This is a genomic window from Celeribacter baekdonensis, from assembly GCF_003047105.1.
Lineage (GTDB): Bacteria > Pseudomonadota > Alphaproteobacteria > Rhodobacterales > Rhodobacteraceae > Celeribacter > Celeribacter baekdonensis_B.
Window position 1 is genome coordinate 1276060 of record NZ_CP028475.1, and the last position, 24888, is coordinate 1300947.

Here is a 24888-nt window from a genome sequence, read left to right on the forward strand (position 1 = left end):
ATCTATGTCGTATAAAGTGCATGCGCTTTGAGCCGATAAGGGTCCCACCCAAAATACATGTGCGCGGACTGATGCACCCGTTGTCTGACGTTAGACCGTCAAAGGCCCAAGCCTCTCAGGTCATTGGCATCGCCCAAAAACATCCACCAGTCTGCAGTTTCAGCTTGAGCGGCCCGGCGTCATCAGGCCCGTCCTCTCCTACCTCGCAGGTAGTGTCGAAGTTTGCCGAATGCCCGCGTTTACTCGCCTCCAATATCGCGATAATCCTGAAGTGGAACGGGCTTCACCGGCAAATGGGCATTGAAATACCCCGAAGCCTCGATCGACGCCTTTCGCACCTCGGCAACACGCGCAGCAACCGTTGCCTCGCAATAGCGCCCCTGACAGGGCCCCATGCCGCTGCGGCATTCCAGTTTCACGGCGCTTGCCGATTGAATGAAAGGGTTGTTTTGCAGTGTTTTTTCGATTTTCCCGTTGCGGATGGTCTCGCACCGGCAGATCACAGTCTCCTCCTGTCGAGACAATTCGGCCAACGCAGCGCGGCGCGGCGCGAACATCGCTTGCATCACGCCCGCGAAGCGCGCGGAGCCGGTGAGACGTCGTCTGGCCTGTGCAAGCGCAACAGGGGGGATGGTCGCACCAAGCGACGCCGCAATCGCCAGCCCCGCCATATGGCCCTCAGCCCAGGCCCGCTCGGCTCCGGCCACGCCTGTCGGCTCCCCCGCTACGAAGACGTCAGGCGCGGAACTTTGGAAGCCCGTATCATGCGAAACAGTCCAGCCGCCCCCCACCGAATTCCAGATGAGATCACAGCCAACTTGTCGGGCAAGTTCTGTTGAAGGCGTGAAACCATAGCCGAGGACCAAGACATCGGCCTCGACCGTGTGATTTATACCCGTTTTCTTCCAATCTCTATCGACCTGAGAAAGGCGCACGTCCAACATGTTGTCCTTGCTCACCGCTTCGCTCACCACCGTGCGGCGCGAGATGGGAACGCGATGACGCGCGATTTTCGCGAGAGCTCGCAATCCCTCGGAGAAGATGGAGACATGGCCCGGAATCGCCGGCAGACTCCGAACCATCTCGACCAACCCGGGCATGTCGCGCGCCAATGCGATTTCCACGATCTCTGCCCCCGCATCAAGGAGCTGCCCGGCGAGAATGAGCTGGATCGGATGGGACCCGACGAGAACGATCCGCTTTCCCGCCAAAACCTTCTGGCTTTTCAACAGCGACTGTACCGCGCCTGCGGTCATCACACCGGGCAGTGTCCAGCCGGGAAACGCGACCGGCATGTCATAGGCCCCTGTGGCCAACAACAGACGCCGCGATGTGATCCTTTGCCCGCCGACAGGGGTACTGACGGCAACATCAAAAACTGCATGCTCCGATCTGTCTCGGTCGCGCAACACACCAAAGACGGTCGATCTGAAATGGGTCTTGATCCCCGGATGATCTTCGAAACGCTCAATCAGATCACGCGCCCAAGTGTACGGACGGTAGGTGCCGTGCCGCTCCCCCCACGCCTCAGGAGGGCGGCGGAATATCTGACCTCCGGCACGCGCTTGTTCATCCACCACCACGACAGAAAATCCGGCCTCCGCCACCGCGAGAGCCGCAGCCATGCCGGCTGGACCTGCGCCCACTATCGCCAAGTCGTGCATCACTTGCCCTCCTGCCGGTTTACCTGCATTCCCTCGCGCACATCGGTTAGGCAAGCGCGCACGAGGAACCGACCATCGACGCAAACGGCACAGTCGAAACAGGTGCCCATGTTGCAAAACGGCAGTCGCGGCTCGCCCGTCCTCGTCAGAGAGAACGCGGCAACACCGGCGGCCAACAGGGCCGTTGCCAGCGTCTCGCCCTCAAAGGCCGTCACGGTTTCACCTTCGAATGTAAACTTTAGTTCACGCCCGCGCTTTGTCTCAAGTCGCTGTGCTTTGGACATACCTTACTTCCTCCCGTAGCGCGCCGGATCGAAGGCCTTCAAATCGGTGTCAGGTTGCTGGCCCGAGATCAGAGCGGCAAGCACTTGCGCAAAGCTCGGCCCCAAGGTGAACGCCGAACCACCCGTTGCCACGAAGGCACCAGGCTGGCCTGGCACCGGCCCGACAAGCGGTAGTTGGTCCGGCGTCACCGTCGTGGTGCCGACGGTTGAAGTCATCCAGCACGTTCATCGTCCTGATCAACCGACCATCCGCCAACTGATCAGCCATGAAGTCCATCGACCAAGTCTCATTTGGTCTTTCAGGCACAGCCTGTGGCTCCGGCTTGTCTCGCTTCAAGCGTTTCTTAGGTTTGATCCGCAGGTTCAGCTCTAACTCGCAGTAGATCCGCTACCCGCATCTTTGAAAAGATTGATCACCTGTTGCGGCCTCAAACCATACTCATGCGCTGCGCTCAAAGCGGAATGGAACCTTCGCGTTTCAAGTGGTTGCCCCAAAACATCAGTCCCAGCTGCGAGGGGCCAGCTTTCGAGAATATGTTCGCGCAGAAGGGCTTTCATCGGCTCGAATTCGGGCGCGGCACCCGCCCCACGCTTCAACCAATCATGGACCGGGCCGTAGCGCCCTTGTGACCTCAGTTGTGGCTCACCAGGACATGACGCTCATAAAACGCGTCATTTTGGCTTCCTTGATCAAGCTCACCATCCTGTATGTCCGGCCCCCACGCGTCCCAAGCCTGGTTGAATTCATGTGCCGGACCCGGCTCTGGCGGTAGACCCAAAAAGAGAGAATGCGTCGGGCACACCCTAAAGTTACCAATCGACCATGCCAGTCGCGCATATGCATTCAGCGCGGTTTTCTCTGTGAGATCAGCACCAATGTCCTCGCGAATACAGGTTGGACAGACGCGAAACTGGCCGCGCAGTCGCCGTTGATGTAGGAAGACTTGACCACCAAGACGCACATCTTGGCCGTTTTTTTTGCTGAAATGTTTGGTGCATGGCTCGATCGAAATCGACACCAAACGTCTCAAATTTCCTTTTTTATATCATCAACGGCACTGTTTAGAACGCTTCTGCGAGGCAAAGAGAGATCGAGCAAGAGATCAAACACGCTGCTCACGCCCATACTCACGCCAATCCGCGAGCGCGTCTACTCAAGACGCTGATAAACAATTCATCATCATGAAATTTGGCGGCTTCAGACAGCAGACACGGTTCCCAGGACAGTTTTAACCCAGCATCCACGATTGCGCACACAAGTCCAGCTTGCGAAAGCAAAGGCAGCGCCGGTCAAAAAAAGGGGGACCAATTGGCCCCCCTTAGGTTCGCTGATCAGGCTCATATTTGATACCGCCCGGTAAGTTATTTTGCCTGCGGCCTGATCCGCGTCGGGGGCGAACGCATCCGCCCCAGAACTGTATTCTCTTTAGTGCAACACACGCCCCGCAGAGCTGTTGACCAACAAAATCGCACGACAGCCTTTGGTGCCTTCTGTCTGATAATCCTGCACCGAATAGGTCACCGGAAAATTGGCGACACAGACGGATTGGCTCCCGACATAGGCCTCCGCCAAAGGTCCTGCGGCCTCCGGCGCAAAATCGACCTCAATCGTATTGCCGCGCATTGTCAAACGCTCTGCCGTGAGCGCCTGACCCGCGATGGTGAAGATGTAGAAATTCGAAATTTCTTACGAGAAATCAGCCAAAATCAAACAAATACGAATGATTTCAATATCTTAATTTCAAAATTTTGAAACCACTCCCTAAAATTTCGAAATTACACAGTTTTCGACACCACCAATAAGAAAAACCCGCGATGAATACATCGCGGGTTCCATTGTTGTCGGTCTCGGGAAAGCCGATCTATGACGGAAAAAGTATATGCGCCTTGATCCGGTAAGGGTTCTCTACAAGAAACACATTCGCGCCATCTGCTGCGCCGGTCCACCTACGAAAGGTATCCGCGAGATCGGCATTGGAAAGCTCACCTTTACCGGACGCTTTTGCATAAGCCAGCGACTGGATCACCAATTCGATGAGCCGCCCCCAGCGTCTCGCTGTTGCATGGATCATCCGGTTATAGACCTCTTCGTTCCGAAGAGTGGATACGTCGATTTCTGCCACCTCGGCGAATGCACAGAGGATCGCATCAACCTCCTCCAAGCTCTCAGAATTGTAGGCGATATCTTCGTAAGAAATTGGCTCTAGCAATGCCACCAATTCATCAGAACCATTGAGAAACTCAAGAAGCGTCGGAACGCCAGAAAGGATCAGAAGCACCGGCCAATCCGGGCGTTTCATCAAGTCTTTGAGACCTGCCAAAATCGTTTTGATCTGTTCCGACTTCTTTTCGTAAAACAGATGCTGAGCCTCGTCGATATGAACCACAAAGACGCCCTTGCGCATCAACTGGCTCTCAGTACGCCGCCAGATCAAATCAGCGCTGCGATGGTCAAGATCGGAAAAGTACCCTGTTGCCTTCAAGAGAGCAGACCCAAGATGTTTCCACGACGTCGTGGCCCGAAGCGACACACGGACACTCTTGCGCTCAAAGCCACCGCCCAATTCTGACGGATCATCCGAGAACGACTTAAGAAGTTCCTTGAGGTCATGTGTTTTGCCGGACCGCGTGCCGGCAGTCAGGACCAATCCACGCCCCTCGAAATGGACTTCAGCCATCCGAGAAGACACGAATTGCGCAAGAACACTGTTGAACCCAGTTTCCAGCCCAGCATAGCGCGGCAACACATAGTTGTGCTTCTTGAACTGAGTCAGGTAGGTGGTGAACGCTTCAGCATGGGTTTTCGGGTCGACGAGAGCGTTCATTTCAGCCCCCCCTTCCCCTTGGCTACGCCGGTAAACGTCTTCGGTGCCTTCGATTTTTCGGGTGTCTTGGGCAGCGTCTCTTCGATGATTTCGGCATCTTCAATATCAGCGCCGGGGACGAAGATGCCCTCACCGTCATCGCCCCCCAGATAGACATCCATCGGTGCGGCCGCTTTGCTCCCTTCATCCGGCTCAAGGATCGTCAGATCGCCGCCGGCCAATTCATCACAAAGCGACTGTGCCTCATCCAAGGTGATGACCTTGTGTTCTTTCCCGTAGAAATCGAGGAGTTTTTCCATCTCGGCATCAATGCGCTTGTAGAAACGGTACAGAGCCATAGCCGAGATTTCTTTGCTGACCGCATCAGACGCGCGCCATTCCTCGAGAAAATGCACCCATTCCTGCAAAGTGAAGTCGCGGAATTGGGACAGCGACGCCCGTAAATGAAAAATCTCGCCCTTGTCCGTCTTAACAGTGACTTCTTCGATTGAGTGCGGATCCACGTAAACAGTAACCTCGGCACCAATATTATCCAAAGCCCATTTCCGGAAATTTACGTCACCTTGAAAAGGCATTCGAAACGCCTCGACACCCATCTTGGTCACAGAACGGCACACTTTCAGACCAAGAGCTCGCCGGATCTTACGGCGCGACAGCTGCGGCAATTTCCCATACATTTCGACAGTCTGATCAAAGAGCTGTTTTTGCTGGATGCCCCAGCCGCCTTTGCGCTGTGTCTTTTTGAACGGAAGGCAATCTGTAAAATACCACCAAATGTATTTCTCAAGCTGTGCGATCGTAAGAGCGGTCATTTCCTTCCCATCATAATCCGTCTCAGACCCCGGACCATTCCCACTATGACCGTGAAGGGCCCGAACGATATCGCTACCAAGAGTCGCGAAGAAACGTTCGATGAAAGCTTTGTCCGTCGGGGACTTCGTACGGCCAAACCTGAACATTGCTCCGAGAGAGAGAATTGCCGTCGGGACGTGCCGGTTCCAAAGTCCGGAGCCGGTATCCATCACAATCTGAAACGGCCGAATTGCAGGCGGTGGAGCATGCTGGCACCCCGCCTCGCGTGCCAGTTTCGTCTTGTCCGAAACAAGGCGACGGATCAACTCCAGCGTATCGTTTGCAGACTGGGAGCGCGCAATATTAAACGCGAGCGGCCTGCCCGTCGCAACGTCGTAAGCGACAAGGATCCACACTTTGCCGACAGACTCATTTTCAGCTTCTTTGCGAAGCTGTTTCATCGTGCGTTCGCCCACGACATGATGAAGCCCGGTTTTCTCTAGGAACACCCATAGCGGAAGCTCGCATTCATCGATCTGGATAACTTCGCCCACCATGCGCGCAATTGTTTCCCCGATGCCCGAGCGCATGTTCCGGATCATCTCTGCACGCCCCTTTCGCGTCGCCATGACCGCAGTCTTCGGCATCGCCTTGACGATCTTACGGTATTTTGTCTCCGAAACCTTGATATCTTCATGACCAGGATCGGTTTTTGCCCGTCGCGCGTTTTCCTCCAGAAGCTGACCTTCGAGCAAAGTATAGCCGTGCTTCACCGTTTTCTCGCGACCGTCGCAATAATCCGTGGCGCTCTCGTCGATGAGCTTATTGACCCACTCGGGAAACTCTTTCTCGGGGCGCCCTGCGCGACCGTGTTTGGTCGCAAAGTCACTCGGGTTGAAAAACTCGGACTGATGGTCCTTGAACTGACGGGCAAGCTTCTTTCCCGCCGGCAAATCAAACGAAATCGTCGACTTGGACTTGCGCTGCGCCTGCCCAATCAGCTGACGAAAGCGTTTTTTTACTTTCCCTTCAATGACCTCATGATGATCGTTGATCCAAGCCTCCGTAACTTTCTTGAGCCCATTGTTCTGATACTCTTCGAGAACCAACGTGGCGCAAAGTTCAAAGAGGACTTTGAGCTGCTCCTCATCCTCCAGATCGATGTAATCAGGCCCGGTTTTCGGCAAAGCGGTAGATCCGTAGAGCGTCTTCAACGGCGGCAAATCGATTTCGAAATCGACAGCGTTCATCTTCGACGTCAAATCCTCAAGCGACATGAAGAAATCGAGATGGTCGTTTGCATCGGCCGTTGTCGGCCGCATGACCGCCATATCATCAAGGATTGCAATGATGCGCGAGCTTTTGCTACCTTCAGTGACAACGGTCCCCACAGGGAACTTGGGTGTGGTATATTTCGTCATTATTCAGGTCTCCAAATGAGTGAAGGATAATCAATCACGGCATCGCGCTCGGTCCCAACCATTCCCGCACCGATCATGCGCAGAATGGCTTGCCAGGCGTCACTTTTGGCGAGGCCGGATTTTTCGATGAGAGCGGAAATACGCAGAGGCGATGCCTCCGTGTTGATAAGTTCACAGATGCGCCGGTCAGCCTCTGCATTCGGCATCTCGTGGCACATGAGGATGCGACGATTGTTGTCCCGGTAGTTTCGGGAAAAAGACACATCCGAGATTACGACAACACGATGGCAGAGATTTGCCGGCGTATTCGCCACGATCTCAGAGATCGTCGCTACACTCGAGCTCGAGCGCAAAGATCTTTGCGCTTTGACGTAGGCCAGATAGACCTTGCCATCCTCGAGCGTGATCCGGACGTCAAAGCTATGCGAACGCCGAGACTTTTTCTCCGTCTTCGATGGCAACGGAATAGTCAGAGGCTGACACTCGACGCCGACGACATTCGGCTGCAACAATGCGTCGATCTTGAATGCCTCTTCGATCTCCGAGTCATTCAGGGCCAAAGACGGTTCCATGTCGTTCATGCGTGTGCGAATGATCATGCCCGATTTATAAGAACGATTGCTGCGGGACAGGGGATTGCGGCGCGTCCCCCACCCGATCACCCCATCGATTTCACCGATTGCAATCTGAGGCTTGCGTTTTGCCGCTTCCTTCCGCACTTTTGTTTTTTTGGTGGTCTTACGCGCAATGTCGCGGACTTCATCGAGAACACTCATTTCTGGCGCTCCATCGCGTCTTCAAGGGATTTGGCCATCATGTTGAAAAACTGCTCGATGGCAGCACTGTCCCCCTGCAGTTTCTGCAATTTTGGAATTGTCGTCGCAGCGAAATACGTCTCAAAAGCATCGGAAAATTTAGTTTCGGGCATAGCTTCTCCGTTTGCACCGATTGGGCGCATTTTGTGTCAAGATACTGGTGTGGTCTCTTGTGCAGCCGACCAAGCTTTAGGGATTGATTCTCAGCAGAAAAACTTGGCAATGGCCGAAATGTTGGTGCTAAACCCGTTGAACGACGAAGCCGAAGTGGCTACATTCGTCACGTGAACGGTTGGGTTTAGATCCGACCAGAGGGAGAGATCAGTCGCGCCAACGACATCTCTCCTTTCTCCAAGCCTTACTTTCTTTTTCCTTTCTGTTTTTGATGCGTTTTTTGTAACAATTCGACCCGCTCAATGTCCCTCTTCGTCATCGGCACGGATGCATCGGCAGGCGTGTCAGCCTCCTGCAAAACATCGATGAAATATGATTAAAAAGATGCAGCCATAACTTCTCCGTTCGCGCACTGACCATAGGCACGGTGTTAACGTTGATTCTCTTTTGAAACCCGGAACACCCGGGCGATTTCGACCCGTCGCTACTCAATCACGGCGACAGAGTCCATATTTTTTATAAAGCAATATCATATGCTTAGAGGAAATCTCTAGTGGTTTCCTTTTTCGCAAGCAAACATGACGTGCTTAAAGAGATCATGCGTCTGCACTTTTCTCAAAGATACTTTCAATCCAACGCAGCCTGTTACTTTAGCCAGGTGCATTGTTTATTGATGTCACGTTCCATATCCCAAAATCGTTATTTACTCCTTCTTTCGTTTCATTTCTTGCAATGGATTTATGCGTCAATTTTTGGATTAATACAGTAAATGTCCTCACCCCCAAACAAAGCAGTCTATTTTATTCAGCAAATCTTTAAAGGTGCCTGCGCCGCTCTATCGCTGCGTCCAACCATGAAAGATGTTCGAATGTCCCAGATTCCACTGTCTCGGGAAAATCAATATGTTGGAAGGCAACACATCGCCCTAGGATCCCGCCACGATCCTGCAATAGATCGTCTGCAATCACAGTCCTGAGACGAACTGCCGTGCCTCGCGCAACAGAAAGGCGTCTCATTACGGAAGAAATAGAATAGCTGATACGCAGCTTTTTCGCAGCGTGGGCGTTGATGGCAATTTCGGTTCCTAAGAACCAAATTCGCAAGGGAAGATTACTTCGCTCAAAGACTGTCCCCTGTCGAGCCGAAAACTGACAACGACATTTTTTGCAGTGATAGAACTGCCGAGTACTTAAAGGGGACACCTCAGATGCTTCGCATTTCGGACAAGTTACGCCATGCGGAAACCGGACCTCTACCAGCCGTCGCACGCATTCTTCTTCTGTGCGAAAAGTCTTGGCGACGCCGTTTGGGGGCAAAGCCAAACAGAGTGATTTCCAATGAATTTCTGCCGCAATCTCATCCATAATTAAAACATGGCATCTGATGGCGACGATGACCAGCCGACAGCGCCGCAGATAAAACTGCAAAACCTCATGTGGATTACCTCGCAAACATTGTTTCCAAAAACTCTCGTGGTGAGAACAGGGTCCGAGTTTTCGAGGCCATTTACACTATGCGGAGTTTTTCGACGAAACGGGCGGAAAGCAAGCGTAATTGGGCTGACCCTGCACGTTGGTCGAGCTCCCGCTAGGATCACGGCATAGCTGTGAACAAGGGAGTCAGACGATGGAATATTTTGTTGGATTAGATGTGTCGCTTCGGTCGTGTGCGATGTGCGTCGTCGATAACAGAGGCAAGGTTTACCTCGAACGAGAGCTATGCCTTCACCTCGTGGCGTTGCGCCACCGTTGCTCTGCCAACGGCGGCGTAAAAACCTGCCACTGTGGCGGAGCAAAAGTAGGCCAGTTTGGGGTGTGCGCCTTGGAGCGTGCAGCCCTCACATAGCAGGCACGCTCCAAAGGGCATTGTCCGTCAGGCCAATTCTGTGGGGATCATGTTTCGGTGGTGGCGAATCGAAGGATGAATATTTCAAGAGAAACTTTTGGACTCAACAAAACTATCGCGCACTCAACTCTCTGAATGCGCAACTCGTGAGTGAGGTGCGCAATAGATACAGTTTCCCTAAAAGTATGCGTCGTGTGGGATATATAATTATGACCAGTATTGCTGTAATGTTCGCGGGTGTGATTGCCTTAGCTACACTTTCTGTATCGGCATTTCTTGGAGTTTCGCTATTTTGGATGTTTGCAAGCTATCTTGCAGCCGGATATGGCACTCTCGCAATGATCAGCGCTTACATATATTTTACGAAAACAGATTTGTGACCATTGGTAAGACTGCATGTCTTTTTTCAGCGGTGCGCGCATGAAGGATCAACTGCTGTGCGGTATCATCGACGCGTTGAATGACAAGCCGAAAGCAGCGAAAAAACCGGAAATCGGCATTAAATCCTTGAATACAAAATTGGCCAGTTGACGCTGGGAAAGTGATTTCATGGAAGGTGTACTCGCCAAGGCCGGCCTCCTGCCAAGCGCAAAGAAATGACCGAACGCACCAAAAAGCTCACCCTGACACGGAAAGCCGAACTTCTGGTGATCAGCGGTGACGACCCGTATTGCCGCTGCGTCCAGTCGGCGGCGCGGACCTCAAACTGGTGCGTCGAACCGACGAGTACTGATGGGCTAAGCAGCGATTCGACCGCCCGCACAAGAGGCGCCCGATATTTAGCCGGTCAGACGCCCGATCAGGCATATCAGATCAATCCGCAGCCAATCCCGGTGGCGGCATAACCGAGCGGGAAATCCACTTAAGAAACGGCTCTAAACTGTTCAAACACACCGAACCACCTCTATTCATTCGTGGCTAAATGAAAAGACATTTTGCCTAACTATTACTTGTCATTCACGCGCCACAAGGCCATCTACAAACCATACAAGGAGAACTCTAAACCTCCCACCAAAACTGCGCAAATCGCACCAATTGCAGAGCTGTGCCACCAAGTTTTTTGGCCGGGGCTGCTGAAGATGGTCACAGACAGGAAGACGGCAGGCGCGGCGCCGATAAAAACGCTCATGGCAGCGAACGCCAACAAAAGAAGAAGAATCTTTGCGTCAGCTTGAAGTGCCTTTGGCAATTGCGATACCGGTGCGATCCCGGAGTAAATGGCGGACTTAGCCATGGTCAGGGTAACAACAAAAAGACCGCCAGCGGTCACTATAGGAAAGACCGCAGCCTGCATTTTAAAACTGTAGGAGCCGGCAGCGACAAGAGCGACAAGAGCAAAAGAAAGGGCAATGAGAGCCCACTGTAAGGGGGCCCCTTCGGGTCGCGAATCCTGTTGAAGGCGATTATGCACGTATTTCCTTCGCATAAAGAGAACAGCGATCAAGACGACCACAGCGCAGATGATGCTGGGACGTATAAGCCAGTGAAAGCCGTTCAACTGCGTTGCCAGCATAAAGTTTTTCTCAAGGATTGGGCCAAGCACCAATCCGAGGACAAAAGAAGGCCTAGACCATCCCTGTTGCCTCATCAGGATGCCAAGGGTCCCAAAGACGACCAGGACAAGCACAACTGGCAATGTTGGTGTCGGCAAAGTAACCGATAACGAAACCGCCATGACCGTAATAGCCACGACAATATTCGCGCGCAGCAGCGCAATACGGACAAGCAGCGGCGTCAAGGCCAGGCTCATCACTGATCCAATCGTATTTGCCAGTAAAAGCGCAATCACGATTGCTACGACAATTTCTCTGTGCTGGGCGATCAAAACGGGGCCCGGCTCGATGCCTTGAATAATTAAGGCACTTAGGATCAGTGTCATGGAAGCGCTACCGGGCAAGCCCAACGCCAAAGTCGGGATCAAGGTCCCCCCCTCCGTGGCATTGGCCGCGCTTTCGGGCGCGATTACCCCTCTTATGTTGCCTTGGCCAAAATCCGGACCGTCTCCCCGATGACGGGAGGCAATCCCGTAGACAAGCCAGGAAATCACCGACAGGCCGATCCCTGGGATCATGCCTACGATGCAGGCCAGCGCGCTAGACTTCACCACAAGCCCCTTTTCACGCCAAACATCACGCATGCCCAAGATGATGTCCTCTTTCCGAAAGCCAACATCACGCGCCGAGATGCGCCCACGGACCAGAAGCGGGCCTATCTCTGGTAGAGCAAACATGCTGAGCAACACGATGGAAATGGGCAACCCATCCCACAGATATAATGAGCCGAAGGTCCAGCGCTCTTCCCCGGTGAAACTGTCTAAACCAACAAACGAAAAGGTCACCCCCATGAGGGCAGAAGCAAGCCCTTCTCTTGGTTTCATTCCGTTCAGAAGGACCACACAGGAGAGACCCAGCATGGCGACAGCGAAATAATCGGGGATTTTGAGCCAACTTGCCGCTACGGTCATAAACGGGATCGCGGCCAGAAGAACCAACGCACCGAAGATTCCTCCGAAAAAAGCTGATGTATAGGCGGCAATAAATGCTCTCCCCGCTTGACCTTGCTTGGCAAGCGCATGCCCGTCCAAGGCCGTAGGACTGGCCCCGGCCGAGCCGGGAACCCCAATAAGAATCGCTGGAATCGTATCGGAGATCGTTACCGCAGCGGCCAGTCCCATCAAAAGGCTGATCGCGCTTTCTGGTCCCATGCCAAAGGTCAGAGGGACGAGGATCGACAGGCCAAACACGCCTCCTAATCCCGGGATGACCCCAATGAGCAAGCCTGCTGACACTCCTAGCATGAGCATAGTGAAAGCGTCGGCCGTGAGTAAGGTCATGACATCCATCTGGGATCTCTCATCTGGTCAAACCGGGTGGCGCGCGCGAAATGCCTCAGTCAAGCATTGCGCCCGCCCGTGCCAAAACCTCTAAGGGTGTTTTCTGAATGCGATCCAGATGATCCTCAAGTTCAGCTCCGGTGATCGGGCTCGGCTGCATACGCAACTTTGCTGCCTCAGCGAGGAACTCGGGATCCTGCACCATGGCATCAAAGGCCTGTCGATACACGGTTAGGATATCCTCGGGCGTGCCGGGCGGTAGGGCAAAACTATATTGAAACAGCTCATGCGATAAAATAAAATCAACAATTTCAATATCTTCAGGCGCTTCAACGAGATCGCGAAGAAGCGGATAAGGTAGGTCAAGGTTAGGGCGGTAGGAGGCCTGCAAAATCGGTGTCATCGTTCCGGGTTCGAACACCTTTTCAAGATCACGCACCCGCAACGAACAATACCCATCCAATTCGCCGCGAATGATCGCCGCTCGTACTGGTGCCGTACCTGAAAATCCCCTAACGATTTCAAAATCAGCATGCAGCGTGTTTTGGACCAAGCGGGTGATAACATCGGTGGTTCCAGAAGTGGTTGCACCAAGTTGGAAAGTTTGTTCCGCAAAGTCCGAGATGTCCGCAATTCCAAGACTGGACGAGACTGCACAAAGGCGTTCTTGCGTCGTTCCGATCCCACCGATCCAGCTGAGCTGGGAAAAGTCGAGTCCAACCAAGGCTGGATCAAAGGTCGCACCGACAGGAAACCATGAGGATATCGAGCCGATAACGGTACCATCAGCGGGCTCTTTGGCGAGCATCATTTTTGCGAGCCTCAAAGACCCCGCGCCATCAACATTTTCAACGTAGATCGACCCAGCCTCTGGCAGGAAACGACCAAGATGGTTTGCCATCAAGCGAGCATTTACATCATATCCACCACCAACGGCAAAACCGACCTTGATGACAATATCCGCATAGGCGCTTATCGGAGCGAAAATCGCCGCGCCCGCCAAAATTACAGCCCAGCCTGTCTTCTTGTTGATCATGTTATCTCCTTTGGATCTTGGTTGGTTGGATCTACGAGCGAACGGCTGAGATTCTGATGGTTTCGTTGCCAGGCATATGCGAGGGGACTTCCCCTCTTCGGCTGTAAGTATGGGTCCCAAGGATGCAGAATGAGGCCGCCTCCAACAGCGTGATCACTTCGTCTTTTGAACGAAAATACCACATCTTCGAGGTCTCCAGAGCTTCCCTGAAGAGGCCGGCCAACAGCTCTGGCGTAATAAGATCGCGATATGGGGAGATCGATTGCAGGTCCAAGATCCTTTGGACCATCTCATCATGAACGGCCAATGGAAATCGTGGTGCGCCATAGGCGGCCATTGGTTTGATCCGGTTCACGGCGCATAGCAATCCACCCGAACTGAGAGCATCAGCCCAAGCCTGCACCACCACCTGTTTATCTTCGGGAGATGAAAAAGGCAGAAGATTATGAGCAACAATCACATCTGCTTTCACGTTCAACCCAGCCCGAAGGTCGGCTTTGGCTATGGAAAGATTGACTCCAAGCCGCTTTGCAGTCCGCACATTTGCTTTAAGAGGAGTGTCGCATAGATCAATGACATGCACCGCCAAATCTGACGGTGGCGACGGCAATTTAGAGAGCATTGCCTTTAGAATGCCATCGTCGGCAGCGCCTGAAATAACCAATTTGCGCGCGCCGGCCCCAACGGCGGCTGCGGTCTGATCTGCGATGAATTCTTTGTCACGCAATGTGGTGGGGAGGAGATTGAAAAGCTGTGTAAACGGCCACGATCCGTGAAACCCTTTACAGTCTTGCGCGCACCCATTTAGCGCATCTTGCAGGATGTCCTGCGCTGTTTCCGCCAGAGCCTGCAGAGTCTCGCCTGTGAATAATGCGCGTTCGTCTCTGACACTCATGACTGAAAGATCCTTTCGACGGGCTCTTCGCCGATGTCCGCGCCGGATCGCCAGTTTTGGGGGGTCGCAAAATGCTCTTCCAGAGCACGCACAATCGGATGTTGAAGGCGCGTCGCCCTCGCCTGCGAGCGCTCATCAGCGCCTGTGGCAAAGAAAATAGACATCGCAGCGTTGGCTTCGAAAAGTATCGCCCGCCGATTTTCAAGATCGACACCAATGTCTAGGCCAAAAAAATCCAGTTTCACACGAACTGGCACCTCGCTGAGCATGTTGTGAAAAACAGGATCACTCATCAATTGCTCTGAGATCGAGGCCTCCCACGCTTCATCCGTTGTTTTGCTGGATGCGGTCTGGTTGTGGATGCGCCAGTTTTCCGCACGCTTTACATGTCGCACAAACATGCGCTCGCCGACATAAACAATCCGAGACTTAATGAAGTCCCCAGATGTGTTTGAGTAATCGACGTATTGGGTCATGAAGTGGGACTTACCTTGCCAATGCGTCTTGTAAACTTTTGGCCAGTCGAACGGATTGTCGATTTTGACAAGATCGCGGCCAGTTTGAGATTTAGCCGGACGCACGAGCACCGGGTAATTGAAACCGTTTGCTTCAAAAGCTCTCTGAAAACTGTTGTTCTCATCAGCCATGAAACGCACACATTTAGGAACGACCAGGTTGGGTATCCCTGCCAAACGTTTTGCGCTGAGATCTCGACGTGTCATCGCCACAGCCCGAGGATGATTAAATATAGGGATTTTGTCTCCAAAGGCCCGGTCAAGACCAATGAGTGCATTGCGATATTCGTCTGCGTCCGCACACATGTTTACAATCCAGCTGCCACCTTTGTATTCAACCGGAGTCTGCGGTGGGTAAAGGAAGGGAACAGACTGTTTTTTAATCTTCGGCAGGAGACTTTCTGGAAATCCAAGGCGGTTAGGCCAAATGTAAAGTGGGCGCCCATGTGGCGCGACCTTCACCATAACTTGGCCACTGTCAGGCACCGCATCAAACAAGATACCTTTTCCTTTTTTGATCTTTACGGACATAGTGAAACTCTTGGAACCTCTTGTTGATTTCATGGGCGCAGTTTTCAGGACCGCTCGACTTGCATCACGTTTTCAAGGGCCCCCGATCTTGCATGGACATGCCTTTGAGCCGTAGCATTAGGTGTGGTTCCCGATCAAAGCGCCTGTAATCTCCGCGTATTAGGCGCCCCCCACGAAGGTCGACTTGGGACCACAGCGAATACTCAATATTTTCGTCCCCTGATTAAAAAAAACCACGCCAAATTGGCGTGGAGAAGGTGTTGAGCTGTGAGGTCGAGCACAGCAAATTTAAACTCGCTGGACACGCTTTCATTCAAATCACTTGGTGCCCTTCAAATCAAATTCTCTTTAGTACATGCCTATCCCCTTTAGAGAAGCGCTATGAGGAAATGGAAACTTTTGCGCATACATCAACTCAAAGGCGCATCACATCGCCCAACTTGAATGATGATTTTAACGCTATGCTTGCCCACCCCGGCACTCATCATCGCATTTACGCCGGTCTTTTTTCTGTGACCATGCAGCACGTCCAACCAGACTTGACCCTGAACTATTCTCACCCTTTCAGAAACTTGCGCAGGCACCTGATCAGACGCTCAGGGTGTCGCGGGAGGACCGTTCGGCAGGTCGGACGATCTCTTTACCGACGTCGATCAGGCGCAACCGCAAACCTGCTTCGGCTGGACCAGCGTGCCGAGGTCGTGGAACCCGAATGCAACTTTCGATCCCGCGCCAATCGAAAGACACTTTGGAATCGCGCGCAAACCACCTCATATTTGCTGAGATACCGCCCGTATCACACACGAGACTTCACGTAGGTGCTGTGCTTATCACCCCCCCCGAGACCGCGCAGCAAATACATATCTCGTGTTGCCTGCCCGATCAGAATGCATCACCGGCAAATGTCCCAATGCTGGCTACACATACTGGTCGGGCAAAACCTTGTGGGCTGACCGTTTTGTTTGCGATGAGTGAAGTGGTCCTCTCTTTTGAGACAGGTTCGCAATGCCGCCAAAGCAACCTTGTCTTAAACCGACCTGCAAAATTTCCGCGCTTTGCCGCCTGTAATGCCTTCAAAAATTTAGGATGCGGCATAGGCCACCGTCCGATTTTCCGGGACCCTCTTTAGTGAAGGCGATCATTGGAGTGGCCGAACAACTAAAGAGAATCTCATTCACCTTTCGGGCGAACACTACAGGGATCAATCCGCTGTAAGTGTGAGGGAACAAAGATTTAAATTCAAATGCAGGTGGCAAATCATGTTCAGTATCTTCGACGGGATGGATGCAAAATGTCTGTTCCTGAGCCAATCGAAAGTTCTGGCGCACACCTTGCCAATTATGCTGGTGGAAAACGACGCAACCGTGACCTGTTGCGAAGATTACAGCGAGTTCATGCGGTGTCTCGACGCCATTCCTGGGATCAATTTTGCATTCATCGACGTCGACAGTTTCGGCGGCATCGCCGCTCAGTATGACAGGATTAGGGAAATGCGGGGGCGGTTCCCGGACGTGGCGACAATTCTGGTATCTTCAGATTTCAGCACAGATGAATTCGGAACGCACAGATTATTTCTCGCAGATGTTTCTCTCCGACTGCCTGTTACCTACTCCTGCCTTGAACTCGCACTGCTGCAAGCGCCCGTGAACAATCGCGTTTGGGTTCAACGCCTCAACTCTGCACTTACACACGCGCCCACACGATCGGTTGTGCAATCCTTAAAGCGTGGACAACGCGATTTCCGAAGTCACCCGTAAGATTGGTTCGTAACGAAATAGAAGACGTGAAATATGATATTTTTTGGGATTTTGGCTCTAGTTGCATTCATCTTTACATCCCTCGTGATGATACTCATCGGCCTCAATGTTCTATTTTCGCTTTCATTGGGCCTGCTTATCGCAAATTTGGTCGTGATTATCGTTGCTGCTTGTTTCGAGGCATGTGACAGATATAAATAAGAAATTTACGACTTGTCGTAATAAGTTAAGGGCAGTCACTGACCCGTTACTCATCTAGGTGAAAGACATGCCACCAGATCGCTGACAAACGCGACCTCCGGGCGATCTCCGTCATGTCCATTGATCATATGAGCCGATTTGAATAGTCGAAACAATTGATTGTTCTTAGCCCTGCTCACGTTTCAATCGTTATGAGCCCATGTCTTTGCGCAAGGATAGCAGCGTGTGCGCGGTTCTTGGCATCTAGTTTCGTACATATCGACCGCATTTTCATTTTAATTGCGACCTCGCTCGAATTCAGCTCGAACGCAATTTCCTTGTTTGTCTTTCCTTCTGCAACCAGCTTGAGAATGCGCCGCTCTTGCTCATCGGGTCCGTCTGCGCCTTTGGTTGCGTTTTTAACACTTCTCGACAATGACAGTGGGACAAACTCGTTGCCATCGGCGATCAATCTGAGTGTCGCGGCAAAACTGCGAAAAGGTTGCCCTTTGGAGATAAATCCCTTTGCCCCGATCTCAATTGCCTGCCAGACGAAGTCATCGTCAGCCGTTCCAGAAAAAATGACAACAGATCCCTCATGGGTGGCATCTACGACCTGCTTCACAGATCGCAAACCTTCCATTCCCGGCATAGAGATATCAAGCATCACAACATCAAAAGACTTTGGGTGTGCGCGCAGAACGTCGAGGGTGCTTTGCAATGAGACGCTCGTTTCGACGGAAAAATCTCCCTCTTCAACCAGAATAATCTTCAAAGCCTCTGAGATCAGCTTATGATCGTCGGCAATAAGGACGGAAACCATGCGCTGTTGCATCTCTGTGTTCGACTGCCTTTGAGGTTTGTGCATAGGATTTTCTCTATAGGATATACAATTTTTTACTATTTGTATGAATTTTAGCGCCGCCGCCATATGCAGAAACTATTAAGAGCAAATAAATCCTTGGTGGAATAACGTGGAAACTAAAGATGATGCTATTTTACTTTTGCGCAGTGTATAAAAAACTTTTTTGGTGAAAATCTCCCTAAAAGCGTTTTATCTCAAGGAAATGACCATGTTCCCACACAGTTTTACTCTTAAAGCTGCCCAAATGATTGCTTTCGCAGGTTGTTTCGCGCTATCGCCGCAAATGGTCTGTGCTCAGGATGTGCTTCTGACAATTTCTATAGAAGGGACAGATGAACGTTTCGAGATTACGGACGACATGCTTCTGCAGTTGGAACAGCAATCCTTCCAAACATCTTCGCTTTGGACAGAAGGGAGTCCAAGTTATAGTGGCCCTTCTCTTACCAGCGTCCTTTCCATGGTGGGAATCCACGAACAAAATTCAATGACGTTCGTTGGAGCCAATGACTACAAGGTTGATATTAGCCCCGCTTTGATTGATGACACCTATCCAATCATTGCCAACAGGATCGATGGGATGCCGTTTTCTCTCCGGGAGAAAGGCCCTCTGTGGATCATGTATCCCTTCGACAAACGCAAAGAATATCAAACAGAACCTGTGTATGGAGCCGCCGTCTGGCAACTCGTTGAAATTAGGGTTTTAACGTCAGAATGAAACGCCACATTCCGAAATTTCTGAACGTGTCTCCGCATTGGCGCCTGACACGACGGAAAATGTACGTTTCAGTAACGATTTTCAGCTTCGTCCTGCTGATCCTCTTGACCATATCCGTTGACTTGTCCCGCAAAGTTAATTCCTTTTCTTTTGCACGCTCTGACAGCGAAACCTGGAACTTCGTTCAGGTCGAAGTGGAACTGCATCGCCTTCAGCTAGCCCTTGCTCAAGCCTTAATGGAAACGCAAGACGGGTCTCAGATATCCGACGAGACCCATCTCGAAATTGAGACGCGTTTCGACATCTTTTATGCGCGCGTGGACACAGTTGCACAAAGGTTGCGAACATTTCCCGTCGAACAAGATGCCCGTGACGCCCTATCGGAATTGACCACACTGCGTGACAAGGCTGCAATTGAAATAGATGCAGGGCGTTTGAAAACGGTCGATGATGTGCGAGCAATCTTCGATTTAATCGAATATGCCGCAACGCTTAGCCGAATCTTTGCGTTGTCGGCTCTGCAGTCGGCAATCGACTCTCAAGAAGAGAGACGCAGCGTCCTGCATTCATCTTTGAACAACTATCTCTTTTATTCTCTTGTTCTAATCGGTCTACTTCTCCTGAGCTTCATATCCGTGGTGTTTCTTTTGAGGCGGATCGCAACCACCAATCTCACTCAAAAAAAATTGTCATCCTATCTCGCAAAACTACTTGAGGTCTCTCACGATGCAATCATCGTAATGGACTGTGATTTTAAAGTCATAGAGTTCAATGCTGCTGCCGAGGCCATGTTTGGATGTCAACGCAAAGAGGCCTATGGACAATCCGTTTTAAAGCACCTGACACCCAAAAAAAGCTGGGCACCTTTCGAAAAACAACTCCGCATCATGTTTGCCTGCAAAGAAAGCGGCAACAACGCCTTACATCGTTCAAATGTAAGGGCCCGTCGCTTCAATGGAGAAACATTTCCCGCATCTCTTAGCATCGTAAGAGAGACGGGAATGGACGGGCAACCGGTCTTAATCGGCTTCGTGCGTGACACTACTCAAGAATGGAATGCACGCCTAAAAGCACGCACAGCGTTGGCCCGCGCACGCAGTGATGCGTCTGCAAAGAGCCGTTTTCTCGCGACGATGAGTCACGAAATGCGGACGCCTCTGCATGGCGTTGTCGCGGCTCTTGATCTCGCAGAAACCGAGACGGAAGCAATAAAACGTCGCGAATATATTCAGATATCACGCGATGCCGCGGCAACAGCTCTTGAGCAAATTGACGATGTTCTCGACATTGCGCGGCATGATGCCATGTCATCTCAGCTCACCCCGCAGCCTTATAACCCTCGCAACACAGTACAGCAGATATGTGAGCAGCTCGAGGCATTGGCCAAATCAAAGGGCAACGCCCTGACACTCAACTGGCGGGGTCCGGATGAAAACATCGGATACCGGCGCGCGTTTTCAAATGCGATCTACAACCTCATTTCCAATGCCATCAAGTTTACAAATGCTGGCTCGATCACTGTGGTCGGCACAAACTCGTTGGTAAATAATGCATGGGAAACACGTATCGAGGTGATTGATACGGGCATTGGCATAAGCCAGGCAGATCAAGCGCGCATCTTCGAAGATTTCTATTCTCTATCCGACGAAGTTGCACCGGTTTTGCCCGGCACCGGTCTAGGCCTCGGAATTGTCCAGAGATCCGTGGAATTCATGGGCGGGACAATCACATTGGAAAGTACTCTGGGAAGTGGCAGTAGGTTTTGTTTCACGATCCCCTCTTTTGTACACGATGAGCAGAATGACGCGATCCGGGTGCCATCTTCCGCGAAACAGGAACAATCCGAAGACGACATGCCCGCGAATATCCAATTGGGGAAAATGTCTGGGCGCTCCGATCGGACGCCAAATAGCACGCCAGCCCCAGACACACCTACACGCGAGGATGTGAAACATACCGGCGCACCAAAAGGACATGTCTTGTTGGTCGAAGATCACCCCACCAATAGAACATTGCTCAAGGCAATGGCCGAACAAATCGGCTATGATGTGGACACCGCCATTGACGGGTTTGAAGCGGTTCAAAAGGCCTGTGAGACAGTCTACGATCTTATCTTGACCGATCTGAATATGCCGAACATGTCAGGCTTAGATGCCTCATCCATCATACGACTGGGGTCAAGATCCTCGAAAGCCTGTATTATTGCCGTGACGGCGCAGGCGAGCATGAAGATGGAAGAGACACTTGAGCTGTTTGAAAGCGGCATCGACTCTATTCTCCACAAACCGTTCACCATGCATCAGCTTCGGTCGCACATTGAAAAAGTCATTTCAGAACGCGACGCGATGGACGATGTCGAGCAGCAAGAGGAGTTCGAGTTCGAACGACTTTCCAACCCGCTCCCGAGTTTTGAGAAAAATCCCAATTTGGTCGAACTGACCCATCGCGCCAAAACAGAGGTGGAAACACTTGGAGACATGCTACGGGGCATGCTGCAAAATGACCCGGGGGCAAAAGACCTTGATGAGATTGCGCAATTTTCGCACTTTGTTGCGGGGAGTTTGCTGTTTCTTGGTTACCCGAAACTCGGCCGCCTTTTGGGTGAGATCGAAAAATGCTGTCGCAGGGCTGAAATTGTACGCCTACAAGGGTTTGCACAATTGCTATCGTCAAAGTGCTTATAACCAATCGGCCTGAAAACTTGCCCTAGTTCGTATTCGAGATGATCCCACTGTTCACAGCACCGATTGCCGTCGTGACAACCTTGAGGGCTGACCCCGATTGATCAGACACGCGCAGACGGATGCTACCAATGACATCCATATCATTCGACGCCAAATTCATCAAAACACTGGGACCCGAAGTGACAACCTGCACCAGATGCACCGCCTCGACCTGATCCGTAGCCGCCTGCATATAACTCATGTTGGCACCACGCGAGACTTTTGAGGCGATAATATCCGTTGGGACCAAAACATCCGTGCCATAATTGGCAACGACGTTTGTGACAGCGATCCCGTTGTTCACTGCGCCAAGTACCGTCGTTTGAAGCGCATCAATTTGAGTGATGGCACGCAAGGCACTGTTTTGTCCTGCAACCAACGCCAGGTCCCCAAATTCGGCAAATCTTGGGGAAAGTCCGATAACCGTCAGGATCTGGCCATCAATCCGCGTCGAAACAAGTTCGCGCGCTGTTGCAATCGCCTGCCCATCCCGGTCCGCTTCGTACAGGGACAGCTGAGCACCTGTCGGAATGGAAAAAAGCCCGCTGCCGGTCGGATAGAAACCAGGCGGAAGACCACGCTCAAGCTCCAAAGCCTGCGCCGCGGTCACAGTCACGCCAAAATCGTCGGATTGCGCGATGACGGGCGCACCCACGGTGTCATATCCGATGACGACAGTTTGTCCGGATTTGAGACGTGCCGGTTGGCTCATAAAACTTGACGTGTTTTCGGCAACATTGACCATAAACAAGACGTCAGCACCAAACGCTGTTTCTGCCAAAGCGGCAAAAATACGTTCAAGACGAGTCTCTGCTGACGCAGGGTCCGCAAGCGACAGTCCTGAAAGGACGCAGATCACAATGCCGCACAGGTTTGGAAACCTCTCAAAGGGGTATCTGCTTCGTTTCAAAGCAACTCTGGGTAGGCTGTGGCTCAGACGGCGCGACAGGCCGCGACATATTCTGTGCAAGAAACGAGAGACAAAACTGCGAAAACTATGCAAGATTTCAACTCCTTCGCTCTGCATCTCATGAGGGCAATCTCGATCAACCCAAACACCAAAGGCGTCAGCGGTTCCCAAGACCGCAGTGCCGGACGTGCCATGTCCGATGGTCGCACGGTCACCAGTTGCCAACGTTCTGTTCTGAGTGTTTGGATTGCTTATGTTTTCAGCAATGTTTGCAGATATATTGGACGCTTCGATATGGGGATATGCTACATCCAATAACGGAAGCACGCGTTCTAGGATAGATGCTGATACGCTATACGGAACAGACGCCAAAAGAATTTTCGCCACAACTGTAGGAACTCTGGATAGACTTTTCATTGGTTCCCCCTTCCGCTCACAATTCCTGTAAAACTGATCCTCTAGTGCTTGCGATCCATCTCAAGTTTGGTAAGTTTTTCAAAAAATTCGGAAAAGTATGGTTCATAATTCTTCCAACTATTAGAACTACCGCCATAAATTCCCTTGCGGACCTGATCCACAGAGGCGGTGAACGTGACCTTGCCTTTCTTATGAAAATCTAAATAATTTTCATTAAACTCTAAACCGCAGTATTGAAACACTTGGGGTAAATATGAAGCAGGATCTGCAACCATTTTATCATAATCAACCTCCAAAAAGTCCTGTGGATGCAACTCTGCCCACCTATCCATAACAGACATATAGAACTCAAAGTGCTCTACTATAGAACCTTCATTGTAAGTGTATGCCAGTCCATCCGAACTGAATTTACTTTTAAATTGCGACCAGGCAATCGCACGAAGGTCACGCTTCATGTAGATGATCTTACCTTCTGGAAAGGCACGTTTTATAGCGCCAATCGATAAGAAGTTATGAGGCATTTTATCAACAACAAATCTATCTTTTGCCAGCATATGAACATCACGGGAATAGTTTGCCCTGATCATTGATAGTCGCTCAGACAATACGCCTTTGTCATCAGAAGCGTGCTGATTTCTCGTAAAATAAGGCAACTCTCCAGCGCCAGTGACATCTTTTGCCTCAGATAAGAGTTGTTCCATCAATGAAGTTCCGGACCTGGGCAGTCCGACAACAAAAATAGGTGTAAAGGGGATTTCAGAGTCTACCACGCCACGAAAGGATGCCAGCTCAAGAGAATCCTCAAAACGCTTTCTATAGTGAGAAAGATTGTCTTTTTCTGGATCAAACTGTAATGCCGCGCCTTTCTTTAGGTAAGCAGCACTCTCAGCATAGTCACCACTTCTTTCACTTAGTTTTGCTATCAACCAACACAAAGAAACCGACGTTTTTACACTTTTTTCGGAATTAAGCAGTTCGACTGATACTTTATAGATATCGCTTTGCTTATCTAGTTTTTCGATTTCCGCGAGTCTTACGAGAGATGGAACATCATTAGGCATTTTGGACAGTAGAAACTCAAGGTCTTTTTTTTCAGCAGACTTGTCGCCAGTGCCGGAATGAAGCCTCTGCAAAGTCCTTCTTATTTCGACGGAGTCACCCCAAATATCCAATATTTTTTGCGCATAAGTAGCAGAAGCAACTACGTTTTGCGTTTCGACCAAGCAAGTTAATAAATTAAGCGACGCACTCTTATTATAAGGATTCAATTCAATAGCACGAACAAGCGCAAACTCTGCAAGTTTGTAACTATGTACTATTAATAATGCTTCACCTAGACAGGCCCAAGCACTCCACATATGAGGATATTTTTTTTTCATTTCAGTGCAGCACTTAAGTGCTTCTGAATTACGTTCATCCTTTAGAAAGGAGCGATAAGATCGAAATAGTTCTGCAAACCCTGCATTCGCAGCATCTCTCTTCTTTTCTAACTTTGACTTCATTATGCGCGCGGTTTGGCATAATCTCCCATTTTTAATTACCTCTGCGCACACTAATTCCGCGCCGAAGATGTCATTCCTCGCCACACAGTCTTTTATGATCGTCTTGAACTGATTATTTGTAATTTTCATGTCATTTTTGAAGAGCGCATGGAACAGATGTGTCAGTCATGATAACCTACCACCTTTCAATCTTATTATATGTGGAAGGGGCAATGACTGCCCCCTCCCTTAGCTTTATCAACCTACGAA

23 protein-coding genes and 1 pseudogene are annotated in these 24888 nt (G+C 51.2%); 7 read left to right on the top strand and 17 right to left on the bottom strand.

Annotated elements, in window-relative coordinates; all coding sequences use genetic code 11:
• Positions 1-239: 239 nt before the first annotated feature.
• From DA792_RS09790 to DA792_RS09835, 9 genes and pseudogenes are all read right to left on the bottom strand, one after another.
• On the bottom strand, positions 240-1664 hold the full coding sequence (locus tag DA792_RS09790; protein WP_107719781.1) for an NAD(P)/FAD-dependent oxidoreductase: 1425 nt from the start codon (positions 1662-1664) through the stop codon (positions 240-242).
• Positions 1664-1948 carry a (2Fe-2S)-binding protein gene (locus tag DA792_RS09795; protein ID WP_107719782.1) on the bottom strand — a complete coding sequence of 95 codons (285 nt, stop codon included), beginning with the start codon at positions 1946-1948 and terminating at the stop codon, positions 1664-1666. Before DA792_RS09795 ends, DA792_RS09790 begins: the two co-directional genes overlap by 1 nt.
• Positions 1949-1951: 3 nt before the next feature.
• Positions 1952-2164 (bottom strand): FAD-binding oxidoreductase, encoded by a 213-nt coding sequence (locus tag DA792_RS09800; RefSeq protein ID WP_199908151.1) that lies wholly within the window; start codon positions 2162-2164, stop codon positions 1952-1954.
• A pseudogene (locus DA792_RS09805) lies at positions 2151-2336 on the bottom strand (IS3 family transposase); the annotation flags it as partial. The pseudogene DA792_RS09805 and the gene DA792_RS09800, both read right to left, overlap by 14 nt.
• A gap of 244 nt (positions 2337-2580) precedes the next feature.
• Positions 2581-2967 carry a TniQ family protein gene (locus tag DA792_RS09815; RefSeq protein WP_159075229.1) on the bottom strand — a complete coding sequence of 129 codons (387 nt, stop codon included), beginning with the start codon at positions 2965-2967 and terminating at the stop codon, positions 2581-2583.
• Positions 2968-3374: 407 nt separating this feature from the next.
• Positions 3375-3572, bottom strand: coding sequence for a hypothetical protein (locus tag DA792_RS09820; protein ID WP_107719785.1), 198 nt, complete (start codon positions 3570-3572; stop codon positions 3375-3377).
• 238 nt (positions 3573-3810) lie between these two features.
• Positions 3811-4773, bottom strand: coding sequence for an ATP-binding protein (locus DA792_RS09825; RefSeq protein ID WP_107719786.1), 963 nt, complete (start codon positions 4771-4773; stop codon positions 3811-3813).
• A complete protein-coding gene (locus DA792_RS09830; protein ID WP_107719787.1) occupies positions 4770-6986 on the bottom strand; it encodes a DDE-type integrase/transposase/recombinase in 2217 nt (738 codons plus the stop codon). The genes DA792_RS09825 and DA792_RS09830 overlap by 4 nt, the downstream gene beginning before the upstream one ends.
• Complete coding sequence (locus DA792_RS09835; protein WP_107719788.1) at positions 6986-7762, bottom strand: hypothetical protein; 777 nt, start codon at positions 7760-7762, stop codon at positions 6986-6988. Before DA792_RS09835 ends, DA792_RS09830 begins: the two co-directional genes overlap by 1 nt.
• Positions 7763-7801: 39 nt before the next feature.
• Between DA792_RS09835 and DA792_RS22215 the strand changes: the two genes are divergently transcribed.
• Positions 7802-8089 carry a hypothetical protein gene (locus DA792_RS22215; RefSeq protein WP_159075230.1) on the top strand — a complete coding sequence of 96 codons (288 nt, stop codon included), beginning with the start codon at positions 7802-7804 and terminating at the stop codon, positions 8087-8089.
• Positions 8090-8730: 641 nt separating this feature from the next.
• On the opposite strand, the gene DA792_RS23255 is transcribed toward DA792_RS22215, so the two are convergent.
• The gene (locus DA792_RS23255; protein WP_107719789.1) at positions 8731-9279 is read right to left on the bottom strand and encodes a transposase; all 549 of its coding nucleotides are present in this window, start codon (positions 9277-9279) and stop codon (positions 8731-8733) included.
• Positions 9280-9969: 690 nt separating this feature from the next.
• On the opposite strand from DA792_RS23255, the gene DA792_RS22220 reads away from it, so the two are divergent.
• The 3 genes from DA792_RS22220 to DA792_RS09850 all read left to right on the top strand — a co-directional run bounded on the left by DA792_RS22220 (position 9970) and on the right by DA792_RS09850 (position 10605).
• Positions 9970-10140: a hypothetical protein gene (locus DA792_RS22220; protein WP_159075231.1), complete on the top strand. Its 171-nt coding sequence runs from the start codon at positions 9970-9972 to the stop codon at positions 10138-10140.
• A 16-nt stretch (positions 10141-10156) separates the two neighbouring features.
• Positions 10157-10291 (top strand): hypothetical protein, encoded by a 135-nt coding sequence (locus tag DA792_RS23080; RefSeq protein ID WP_302667016.1) that lies wholly within the window; start codon positions 10157-10159, stop codon positions 10289-10291.
• A 65-nt stretch (positions 10292-10356) separates the two neighbouring features.
• Entirely contained in the window at positions 10357-10605 is a 249-nt protein-coding gene (locus DA792_RS09850; RefSeq protein ID WP_107719791.1) for a hypothetical protein, read from the top strand.
• A 131-nt stretch (positions 10606-10736) separates the two neighbouring features.
• On the opposite strand, the gene DA792_RS09855 is transcribed toward DA792_RS09850, so the two are convergent.
• From DA792_RS09855 to DA792_RS09870, 4 genes are read right to left on the bottom strand one after another with little or no spacing between them, the layout of a single operon-like run.
• Positions 10737-12602: a tripartite tricarboxylate transporter permease gene (locus tag DA792_RS09855; RefSeq protein WP_107719792.1), complete on the bottom strand. Its 1866-nt coding sequence runs from the start codon at positions 12600-12602 to the stop codon at positions 10737-10739.
• A 46-nt stretch (positions 12603-12648) separates the two neighbouring features.
• Positions 12649-13629, bottom strand: coding sequence for a Bug family tripartite tricarboxylate transporter substrate binding protein (locus tag DA792_RS09860; RefSeq protein WP_107719793.1), 981 nt, complete (start codon positions 13627-13629; stop codon positions 12649-12651).
• Positions 13630-13660: 31 nt separating this feature from the next.
• A complete protein-coding gene (locus DA792_RS09865; RefSeq protein ID WP_107719794.1) occupies positions 13661-14524 on the bottom strand; it encodes a class I SAM-dependent methyltransferase in 864 nt (287 codons plus the stop codon).
• The gene (locus DA792_RS09870; RefSeq protein WP_107719795.1) at positions 14521-15570 is read right to left on the bottom strand and encodes a hypothetical protein; all 1050 of its coding nucleotides are present in this window, start codon (positions 15568-15570) and stop codon (positions 14521-14523) included. Before DA792_RS09870 ends, DA792_RS09865 begins: the two co-directional genes overlap by 4 nt.
• A 1259-nt stretch (positions 15571-16829) precedes the next feature.
• On the opposite strand from DA792_RS09870, the gene DA792_RS09875 reads away from it, so the two are divergent.
• Positions 16830-17327: a hypothetical protein gene (locus tag DA792_RS09875; protein WP_107719796.1), complete on the top strand. Its 498-nt coding sequence runs from the start codon at positions 16830-16832 to the stop codon at positions 17325-17327.
• A gap of 376 nt (positions 17328-17703) precedes the next feature.
• On the opposite strand, the gene DA792_RS09880 is transcribed toward DA792_RS09875, so the two are convergent.
• A complete protein-coding gene (locus tag DA792_RS09880; RefSeq protein WP_159075232.1) occupies positions 17704-18375 on the bottom strand; it encodes a response regulator transcription factor in 672 nt (223 codons plus the stop codon).
• A 163-nt stretch (positions 18376-18538) separates the two neighbouring features.
• Between DA792_RS09880 and DA792_RS09885 the strand changes: the two genes are divergently transcribed.
• Together DA792_RS09885 and DA792_RS09890 are read left to right on the top strand one after the other, a co-directional pair.
• Positions 18539-19087 (top strand): oxidoreductase, encoded by a 549-nt coding sequence (locus DA792_RS09885; protein ID WP_159075233.1) that lies wholly within the window; start codon positions 18539-18541, stop codon positions 19085-19087.
• A complete protein-coding gene (locus tag DA792_RS09890) occupies positions 19084-21771 on the top strand; it encodes a hybrid sensor histidine kinase/response regulator (protein ID WP_107719799.1) in 2688 nt (895 codons plus the stop codon). The genes DA792_RS09885 and DA792_RS09890 overlap by 4 nt, the downstream gene beginning before the upstream one ends.
• A gap of 22 nt (positions 21772-21793) precedes the next feature.
• On the opposite strand, the gene DA792_RS09895 is transcribed toward DA792_RS09890, so the two are convergent.
• Both DA792_RS09895 and DA792_RS09900 read right to left on the bottom strand, forming a co-directional pair.
• The gene (locus tag DA792_RS09895; RefSeq protein WP_159075234.1) at positions 21794-23137 is read right to left on the bottom strand and encodes a hypothetical protein; all 1344 of its coding nucleotides are present in this window, start codon (positions 23135-23137) and stop codon (positions 21794-21796) included.
• A gap of 41 nt (positions 23138-23178) precedes the next feature.
• Positions 23179-24768 carry a tetratricopeptide repeat-containing sulfotransferase family protein gene (locus DA792_RS09900; protein ID WP_107719801.1) on the bottom strand — a complete coding sequence of 530 codons (1590 nt, stop codon included), beginning with the start codon at positions 24766-24768 and terminating at the stop codon, positions 23179-23181.
• Positions 24769-24888 lie beyond the last annotated feature (120 nt).